The sequence below is a fragment of the Bradyrhizobium sp. AC87j1 genome, assembly GCF_002936975.1.
Lineage (GTDB): Bacteria > Pseudomonadota > Alphaproteobacteria > Rhizobiales > Xanthobacteraceae > Bradyrhizobium > Bradyrhizobium shewense.
The window spans coordinates 1-8,953 of sequence record NZ_PTFE01000172.1 but is presented as its reverse complement, the minus strand read 5'-3'; the positions used below and the strand labels follow the sequence as shown (position 1 = coordinate 8,953).

At 64.9% G+C, this 8,953-nt stretch carries 8 protein-coding genes; 2 read left to right on the top strand and 6 right to left on the bottom strand.

Features of this window, described 5'->3' with window-relative positions:
• Positions 1 to 81: 81 nt before the first annotated feature.
• From CV770_RS39710 to cobS, 4 genes are all read right to left on the bottom strand, one after another.
• On the bottom strand, positions 82 to 1,194 hold the full coding sequence (locus CV770_RS39710) for an NADH:flavin oxidoreductase/NADH oxidase (protein WP_104466184.1): 1,113 nt from the start codon (positions 1,192 to 1,194) through the stop codon (positions 82 to 84).
• A 325-nt stretch (positions 1,195 to 1,519) separates the two neighbouring features.
• Complete coding sequence (locus CV770_RS39705; RefSeq protein ID WP_104466183.1) at positions 1,520 to 2,614, bottom strand: esterase-like activity of phytase family protein; 1,095 nt, start codon at positions 2,612 to 2,614, stop codon at positions 1,520 to 1,522.
• On the bottom strand, positions 2,611 to 4,515 hold the full coding sequence (gene cobT, locus CV770_RS39700) for a cobaltochelatase subunit CobT (RefSeq protein ID WP_091966105.1): 1,905 nt from the start codon (positions 4,513 to 4,515) through the stop codon (positions 2,611 to 2,613). Before cobT ends, CV770_RS39705 begins: the two co-directional genes overlap by 4 nt.
• A gap of 140 nt (positions 4,516 to 4,655) precedes the next feature.
• Entirely contained in the window at positions 4,656 to 5,654 is a 999-nt protein-coding gene (gene cobS, locus CV770_RS39695; protein WP_091966104.1) for a cobaltochelatase subunit CobS, read from the bottom strand.
• Positions 5,655 to 5,947: 293 nt separating this feature from the next.
• On the opposite strand from cobS, the gene CV770_RS39690 reads away from it, so the two are divergent.
• The gene (locus CV770_RS39690) at positions 5,948 to 6,607 is read left to right on the top strand and encodes a DedA family protein (protein WP_104466182.1); all 660 of its coding nucleotides are present in this window, start codon (positions 5,948 to 5,950) and stop codon (positions 6,605 to 6,607) included.
• 11 nt (positions 6,608 to 6,618) lie between these two features.
• Here CV770_RS39690 and CV770_RS39685 read toward each other — a convergent pair whose 3' ends face one another.
• The gene (locus CV770_RS39685) at positions 6,619 to 7,023 is read right to left on the bottom strand and encodes a nuclear transport factor 2 family protein (RefSeq protein ID WP_245453997.1); all 405 of its coding nucleotides are present in this window, start codon (positions 7,021 to 7,023) and stop codon (positions 6,619 to 6,621) included.
• Positions 6,995 to 7,729, bottom strand: a complete 735-nt coding sequence (locus tag CV770_RS39680; RefSeq protein ID WP_104466185.1) for an SDR family oxidoreductase — start codon at positions 7,727 to 7,729, stop codon at positions 6,995 to 6,997. The genes CV770_RS39685 and CV770_RS39680 overlap by 29 nt, the downstream gene beginning before the upstream one ends.
• 120 nt (positions 7,730 to 7,849) lie before the next feature.
• Here CV770_RS39680 and CV770_RS39675 point away from each other — a divergent pair, with 120 nt between their 5' ends.
• Positions 7,850 to 8,812, top strand: coding sequence for a LysR family transcriptional regulator (locus CV770_RS39675; RefSeq protein WP_245453998.1), 963 nt, complete (start codon positions 7,850 to 7,852; stop codon positions 8,810 to 8,812).
• The last annotated feature ends 141 nt before the right edge of the window (positions 8,813 to 8,953 follow it).

The window sequence follows — 8,953 nt, the reverse complement described above, 5'->3', positions numbered from 1 at the left end:
AGCCGCACCTGTACCCCCTCACCCGAATTCGATCTGCGATCGAATTCGACCTCTCCCCGCAAGCGGGGAGAGGTAAAGAAGCTACCTCGCCCCGAACGTGGTCTTGCCGAACAGCGCCTTCTGCGTCGAGGGCTGCGAGCGCCAGTATTGTGGCGGGGCTTCGACCTCGCCGCCGACATCGGCAGCGGCGTGCCAGGCCCAGCGCGGGTCGTAGAGCATGCCGCGGGCGAGCGCGATCATGTCGGCCTTGCCGGATGCGACGATCTCCTCGGCCTGCTTGCCGTCAGTGATCAGGCCGACGGCGATCGTCGGCAATCCGGTCTCGCGCTTGATGGCCTCCGCGAACTGCACCTGGTAGCCGGGGCCGAGCGGGATCTTCTGCAGCGGCGAGACGCCGCCGGAGGAGGCATCGATCCAGTCGACGCCGCGCGCCTTCAGCGCGTTGGCGAACTCGATCGTCTGCGCCAGATCCCAGCCGCCCTCGACCCAGTCGGTCGACGACACCCGCATGCCGACCGGCTTGTCGTGCGGGAAGACCGCGCGCACCGCATCGTAGATCTCGAGCGGGAAGCGCATGCGGTTCTGCAAAGACCCGCCATATTCGTCGGTGCGCTTGTTGGAGATCGGCGACAGGAACTGATGCAAGAGATAGCCGTGCGCGCCGTGCAGCTCGATGGCATCGATGCCGATGCGCTCCGCGCGCTTGGCGCTGTCGACGAAGGCCTCGCGAATGCGCTTCAGGCCCGCCGCATCCAGCGCCAGCGGGGCGGCCTCGCCCTCCTTGTGCGACAGCGCCGATGGCGCCACCGTCTGCCAGCCGCCCTGCTCCACCGGGATCAGCTGGCCGCCGTCCCAGGGCCGCGCGCTACTGGCTTTGCGGCCGGCATGGGCGAGCTGCATCGCGATCGCGGTCGAGGAATGCTTGCGCACCGAGGTCAGCACCTGCTTCAGCGCGGCCTCGGCGGCATCGCTGTAGAGCCCGAGGCAGCCCGGCGTGATGCGGCCGATCGCCTCGACATGGGTCGCCTCGATGCAGAACATCGCCGCGCCCGACAGGCTGAGATTGTTGATGTGGGTGAAGTGCCAGTCGGTGGCGACGCCGTCGTCGGCCGAATATTGGCACATCGGCGACACCACGATGCGGTTCTTCAACGTCAGGCCGCGCAGCTTGATCGGGGAAAACAGGACGCTCATGCGGGGGAGTTCCGGGGGGATGAGAGGGGCAGTTGAGAGAGTGTAGTATGCGGACAGGCGATTGCTAGGCGCGCTGGGGAATGGCGGCTCGCCTCGGCGTGCATTCCCGCAATGATCCAGCGGACGACGCCACACATTCCGCCGTCGTCCCTGCGAAAGCAGGGACCCATAACCCCAGGGAGATGTTTGGCGAAGACTCGGAGTGGGAGCTCGCACCACAACTACTCCCTGGGGTTATGGGTCCCGGATCTGCGCGCGCTTGAGGCGCGCTTGTCCGGGACGACAGTGGAGATTGGGGCGCGCCCCGGACGACAGCGGCGCCGCCTTACTCCGCCAGCGTGAACTGCAGCAGCAAGGTTCGCTGCAGCATCGAGAAATTGTCGTCGGAGATCAGCGTCAGCACGGTCTCGCCGTCGGCCGTGACGTGGGCGTCGATGCCTTCCATGTTGTCGATCTCGTGGCCGAGATCGGCGGCGAACAGCGCGGGGCCGTCGACCAGCGCGCCCGGAGCGATCGACTTCAGCGGGATCGAGCGGATGCGGATGTTGACACCGGTGAACCAGGAGAATTTGCGTTCGAGGATCAGAAGCTCGCCGGAGGGCAGCAGCACGGCATCGCTGATGTCGTATTTTTCGGTGCGGCGCACGCTGAACTGGCCGGGCGTGGGACCACCGATCAGGAAGGCGACGAGGTTGCCGTCGGCATCCAGCCCGCGCTCGGAGAAGGCGATCAGGGTGCCCGCGAGCGGCATGTTCTGGTCTTTGCCCTTGTCCTTTTCTTTGGGCACGACGACCAGCGCCTCCAGCCCCTTGTTGGAGGGCAGCTTGCGGATCCCCGCCGGCACCGGCATCACCTCGCCGCGCGCGCGCGTGCCGCCCTTGGAAAAATCGTAGCGCAGGATCTGGTTGACGCGCTCGAGCCCGACATAGACGAAATTGCCGTCGCGCGCGATCGATTCCGAATCCCACCACAGGCGCTTTTCCGTGATCGGCCGCCCCTCGGCGCCGAGCAGCGGCGCGGCCTCGACGTCGTCGAGGCCGGTCATGTTGCGGCCGGAATAGCGGATGCGACCTGTGAACCAGCCGCCCTGATCGGACACCGCGAGGAAGCCCTCGCCTTTGGCATCGAGCCGGATGCCGGACAAGCCGCCAAAGCCGCGATAGCGCGAGGTCAGCACCAGGCCGCTGCGATATTCCAGCGAGCCGAAGCGCGTGCGCGTGCGGTCGCGCGGCTCGAAATTGGGAATGGCGCGCGCGTTGACCTCGACGCTGACAGGCTCGACGACGGCGTTCTCGACCTGAAGCGCGCGCGGCGGCGGCTCGGCCGCGGCTTGCGCCAGCGCCAGGCGGGAGAGTGCAAGAGTGGAAAATCCCGCCGCTGCGTGCCTAAGGAAGCTGCGGCGGGATCGATGCGTGCTCACGAATGCAATTTGCGTCGCGGGCGACCGGCCGGCTGGGTTGGTGCGGTGTTGGTCTCGCTGAAGAGCTCTGCGAGCTTCTCGGTGATGGCGCCGCCGAGCTCTTCGGCATCCACGATCGTCACCGCGCGGCGGTAATAGCGCGTCACGTCATGACCGATGCCGATCGCGATCAGCTCGACCGGCGAGCGGGTCTCGATCTCCTCGATGATGTGGCGCAGATGCCGCTCGAGATAATTGCCGGGATTGACCGACAGCGTGGAATCGTCGACCGGCGCACCGTCCGAGATCATCATCAGGATCTTGCGCTGCTCGGGCCGACCCAAGAGGCGCTTGTGCGCCCAGTCCAGCGCCTCGCCGTCGATGTTCTCCTTGAGCAGCCCCTCGCGCATCATCAGGCCGAGATTCTTCCGCGCACGCCGCCACGGGGCATCCGCCGACTTGTAGATGATGTGGCGGAGATCGTTGAGGCGGCCGGGATTGGCCGGCTTGCCGGCGGCAAGCCACGCCTCGCGGGACTGGCCACCCTTCCAGGCGCGCGTGGTAAATCCCAAAATCTCGACCTTGACGCCGCAACGCTCCAGCGTGCGCGCGAGAATGTCGGCGCAGGTCGCGGCGACCGTGATGGGCCGTCCGCGCATCGAGCCGGAATTGTCGAGCAGCAGCGTCACCACGGTGTCGCGGAACGTCGCTTCCTTCTCGTGCATGAAAGACAGCGGGTGATAGGGATCGGTGACGACGCGCGACAGGCGCGCGGGGTCCAGAATGCCCTCTTCGAGATCGAACTCCCAGGCGCGGTTCTGCTGCGCCATCAGGCGGCGCTGCAGGCGATTGGCGAGGCGGGCGACGATGCCTTGCAGATGCGCGAGCTGCTTGTCGAGATAGGCGCGCAGGCGCTCCAGCTCGTCATGGTCGCAGAGGTCCTCGGCGGCGATGATCTCGTCGAATTTCGGCGCGAAGGCGTGATATTCCGGCCCGCGCGGCTCGTTCTTGCCGTGCGAGTTCGGACGCGTAGCCTCGCCCGGCGTCTCGTCGTCGCCGAGCTCGCCGTCGTCGAACGTGTCGGAGGTCGAGGCCTGCGCGCTTTCCATCGCGCTCTCGCTCATCTCTTCCGACGAGGCCTGCGCCTGGTCGGCGCTCATCTCCTGAGCGGCGTCGGAATCGGGCGAGCCCTCGGCGCCGGACTGGTCGTTATCGCCGTCCTGGTTCTCGTCGTTCTCGTCATTGTCTTCGCTGTCGGCGTTGCGCTCGTCGCCGATATCGAGCGCCGTCAGGAGATCGTGCACCGCGTCGCCGAACCGGGTCTGGTCCTCGACCAGGGTGTCGAGCCGGTCGAGCCGCTTGCCGATCTTGTCTTCGAGAATGGGACGCCAGAGATCGACCATCTTCTTCGCGGCGGTCGGCGGCGCCATGCCGGTCAGGCGCTCACGCACCAGCATCGCCAGCGCATCCGCCAGCGGCGCGTCGGCACGGTCGGTGATCTCGTCGAACTTGCCGCGATGAAAATGGTCGTCGAGCATCGCGGTGAGGTTTTTCGCAACGCCCGCCATGCGGCGCGCGCCGATCGCCTCCACCCTCGCCTGCTCCACCGCCTCGAACACGCCGCGCGCCTGCGGATTGCCGGGCATCAGCTTGCGATGCAGTTTTGCGTCGTGACAGGCGATCTTGAGCGCGATGGAATCGGCGTGACCGCGCACGATGGCGGCATCACGCTTGGTCATTTTTCGCGCGGGCTCGGGCAGCCGCGCCTTGCCCGGCGCCAGCCCCGGCCGCTCGGCCGCGAAGGAGACGTCGAGCTCCGGCGTCTTGGCGATCGCCTTGAGGCAGGACGCCACCGAGCGCTTGAACGGCTCGGTCGGGGCTTCCTTGGTGTTACGGAATTTGGAGTTGGAGGTGGTGCTCATCTCGATCTCACCGTCGTCCCCGCGAAAGCGGGACCCATAGCCACCGGCGGTAGTCAGTCAGGGAAACTATCAGCGCGCTTCAATCGAGACATCACGCGGTATGGGTCCCGGCGTTCGCCGGGACGACACACCGAGAGAGATCAGGACAGTGCCACGTTGACCGCCGATTCCGGCAGCTCCGCGTTGAAGCAGCGCTGGTAGAACTCGGCGACCAGCGGGCGCTCGAGCTCATCGCACTTGTTGAGAAAGGTGACGCGGAAGGCAAAGCCGATATCGCCGAAGATGTCGGCGTTTTCAGCCCAGGTGATCACCGTGCGCGGGCTCATCACCGTCGACAGATCGCCATTGGCGAAAGCGTTACGGGTGAGATCGGCGAGGCGCACCATCTTGTTGACGATGTCGCGGCCTTCCTGCGTGCGATAGTGCTTGGCCTTGGCCAGCACGATCTCCACTTCCTCGTCATGGCTGAGATAGTTCAGCGTGGTGACGATCGACCAGCGGTCCATCTGGCCCTGGTTGATCTGCTGAGTGCCGTGATAGAGGCCCGAGGTATCGCCGAGGCCGACCGTATTGGCGGTCGAGAACATGCGGAAAGCCGGATGCGGCTTGATCACCTTGTTCTGGTCCAGCAGCGTCAGGCGGCCGGAAACTTCCAGCACGCGCTGGATCACGAACATCACGTCCGGGCGACCAGCATCGTATTCGTCGAACACCAGCGCGACGTTGTTCTGGAGCGCCCAGGGCAAAATGCCGTCGCGGAATTCGGTGACCTGCTTGCCGTCGCGGACCACGATGGAATCCTTGCCGACGAGGTCGATACGGCTGATGTGGCTGTCGAGGTTGACGCGCACGCAGGGCCAGTTCAGACGCGCGGCGACCTGCTCGATATGGGTGGATTTGCCGGTGCCGTGATAGCCGGTCACCATCACGCGGCGGTTGCGGGCGAAGCCGGCGAGAATGGCGAGCGTGGTGGCGCGGTCGAAGCGGTAATCGGAATCGACTTCGGGCACGTGAGGATCGACTTCGGAATAGGCGGGGACTTCGAGATCGCTGTCGATCCCGAATACCTGCCGCACCGACACCTTCATGTCGGGCAGACCGGAAACTTCCTCAACTTTGGACAGAGCGGCGGTCGTCATCAATCCTCCGAGGTCCCGGGCGGTCCCGAAACCGGTTATTCGCACGTTGGCTGCGGCTGGGTGCTGAAACTCAACCTATCAGAGACAGGTGGCCGGCAGAAGCCCGCCCACCAATCAAAGTTCCATTGTCTTTTCATTTAGATAGGCAAGGAACGCAGTTTTTGGAGGGCTGCCTTGCGAATCACGCCCAAATTCGGGCGCGTCACGCCCGTTCCGTGCGAGTGGCACTTTGGCCGTATGCGGTTACTTATGTAGGGTCCAAAGCTCCGAGCTCCAGCCCCTCAAGAGACAACGTGACGTCCTTCCTCGATCCCCTCATCTCGTTCGTCTCGGCCCATCCGTGGCTGGCCTATCTGACCCTGTTCCTGGCAGCCTTGCTCGAAGCGGTCCCGGTGGTGGGATCGGTGATCCCCGGCTCGACCATCATCCTGGCGCTCAGCGCCCTGGTTCCGGGCGGCGAGCTGAAGCTGCAATGGGTGCTGCTCGCGGCGGCGGTCGGCGCTGTGCTCGGTGACGGCTCGGCCTATTGGATCGGGCACCGACAGCAGCGCGAGATCCTCAACACCTGGCCGCTGACCAATTATCCGCGCGTGGTCGCCGAGAGCGAAAGCTTCTTCCACCGCTTCGGCACCTGGGCGGTGTTCTTCGCCCGCTTCGTGCCGCCAATCCGCGCCTTCGTGCCGGTCACGGCGGGCGCGCTCGGCATGGCGCCGGCAAGGTTCTACGCCGTGAACATCCCGGCGATCCTGGTCTGGGCCCCCGCGCATGTGCTGCCGGGCGTGCTGGCGGTATCGGCCCTGCACGAATATGCCGGGCTGCATCACCACGCACATCTCTTTAAGCACATGTGGATTTTGACCGTGGTCGGCGTAGCGATCGTGGTCGGCGTGGCGGTGTGGATTTATCGCCGGCGGAACGCCGGCGGCGTCGCGGAAGCGAAGCCGCGAGCTTAGAGGCGGCGACGCTATTTGCTCTTCTGCGCGTTGAGTAGCACCCATAGCCGCGCGATCTTACCGCCTTCAATTTCGGCCACGTCCGCCCCCGTCACCGCGACCGGCCCGTCCTCGGGCCCTGCGTGCCAAGCCAGATGCGCCAGGCCATGATGCCCGACAGCGACGCCGTCGGGGATAAAACGGAACGTCGGCCCGAACTGCTTCAAAAGGTTTGCGGCAACGCGCGAAATTTCTGCCCGTCCCTGAACGATATCCGTCGGCTCGTACATGACGGGCTCCTCAACGAACAGTTCGGCGATGGCGGTTCGAGTCGTCATCTCGCGGCCTTTCGTAATCTCATCTTGTTGGGGCGGCGTCGCGGAAACAAAGCCGCGGACACAGGGGCAATCAGACCAGGCGCGCACCGCCATCGACATGCAGCGTCTCGCCGTTCATGAATTCGTTGCTCATCAGGAAGACCACGGCATTCCCGGCTTCCTGCGCAGTGCCAATACGGTGCAGCGGAAGCTTTTCTTTCAGCGCCGCCACGTAGGCATCACGGCCCTCGCCAAGCGTACGTGCGAGGAGCGGGGTGTCGATCGTCCCAGGCGACAAGGTATTCACGCGGCGTGGTGCCAGCTCCAGGGCAAGGCCACGGGCGAAGGCCTCCATCGCAGCGGAGGCGGCCGCGAGCACGGACGTGCCATATGCGTTGGGTCGATCGGCCAAGGCTCCGGAAATGAACGTGACGGACCCGTCGGCAGCGAGCCGGTCCCCAAGGCTTCGCAACACATGCACGGCCGCCCAAATTCGCTCATCGAAGGCGCGGCGCAGGTAGGCGACATCTGCCTCCAACACTTTGCCTGCAACGAAGCTGCCCGCAAGCAGAACGAGATGGTCGACTTGCGGGATGTCGGCAAGGGCTGCGGCAACGGTCTCAGGCTTGGTCACGTCCGCAGCCCGCCAGCCGGCGAATCCGTTCTCCTCGGCAACTCGCTCGGCTCCGACGGGGTCGTAACCAATAACGATAACCTTGGCGCCCGCCGCTTTGGCCTGCTGCGCGGCAGCCAGGCCGATGCCGGATGTGCCGCCGAAGATGACGACGTTGCGATCTTTGAGGGTCTGAGGAACAGAGTCGGTCACGGGAGTCGGTCCTTTCAAGGGCGGGCGCGCAACGCGCCGCCGATGAATGGAAACCTAGGCCAATGAGTTTTACTTGAAAATTGAGCCAATCTTCGGTTTTGTTATTCCATCATGGCATAAATCGCCCTCGATCGACTGACCGGCCTCATCGCGTTTGCCCGCTCCGGCTCCCTTGGCAGCTATTCAGCCGCCGCTCGTGCACTTGGTGTCTCGCCATCTGCGATCAGCAAGAGCGTGCAACGGCTGGAGCAGCACCTCGGCCTGCGCCTGTTCAGCCGTACGACGCGCTCGCTCACTCTGACGCCAGAAGGGCGGGACCTGCACGAGCGGACGCTGCGGCTTTTGCGCGAGGCGGACGCGATCGAGCAAGCGGCGGCGGCGGCGCGTTCCGAACCTGCGGGCACGCTGAGGATCGCCGCGCCGCTACCTATCGGCGTGAATATTCTCTCGCCGGCCCTGCCACGCTTTCGACAGCACTATCCAAAGCTCATGATCGAGTTGCGGATCGGCGACCGCTACGTTGATCTGATCGAAGAGGGCATCGATGTCGCGATCCGCGTCGGCGATCTCGCGGACTCCCGGCTGATCTCGCGTCAGCTCGCCCCGCACCGCATCTGCGCTTTCGCTTCCCCCGACTATCTGGCCCGGCGCGGCACGCCAATCCATCCCGACGAACTGGTCAACCATAACTGTGTGAACTTTCGCTTCCAGAGTTCGGGCCAGACATTTCGCTGGCCCTTCCTCATCGGCGACCGCCTGGTCGAGATCATGCCCGATGCGGCCATCATCACCGATGTTAGCGAGGCTGTGGCCACCGTCGTTGCGGCGGGCGGTGGCATCGGTGTTACCCCCACTTTCGTCGCTGCTCCTTATGTCAGACGCAACGAACTCGTACCCGTCCTGCAAGATTTCGTCGTCCCTAGAACCAACATCACCGCGTTATGGCCGGAAAGCCGTCGAGGCAATCCAAACGTGAAGGCCTTCGTCGCGTTCCTGGGTGAGGTTTTTCCGCCGGATCCGCCGTGGGACGACGTATTTGCCAAGGCCCCAAGGTCGGGGGCCCCGAGAGGGCCGAAGCCTTGAGGTTCGCTACGGCATGAACTCACGAATCGACTGTGCGTTCTTGCCACGAGGAGGCCTTGCCGGAGGCCGGCGCGGACCTCCGCTTCGAAGCGGCACAACAAACATCACAAGTGGGGTCTCGCGGACTTATGGGTGCCCCCC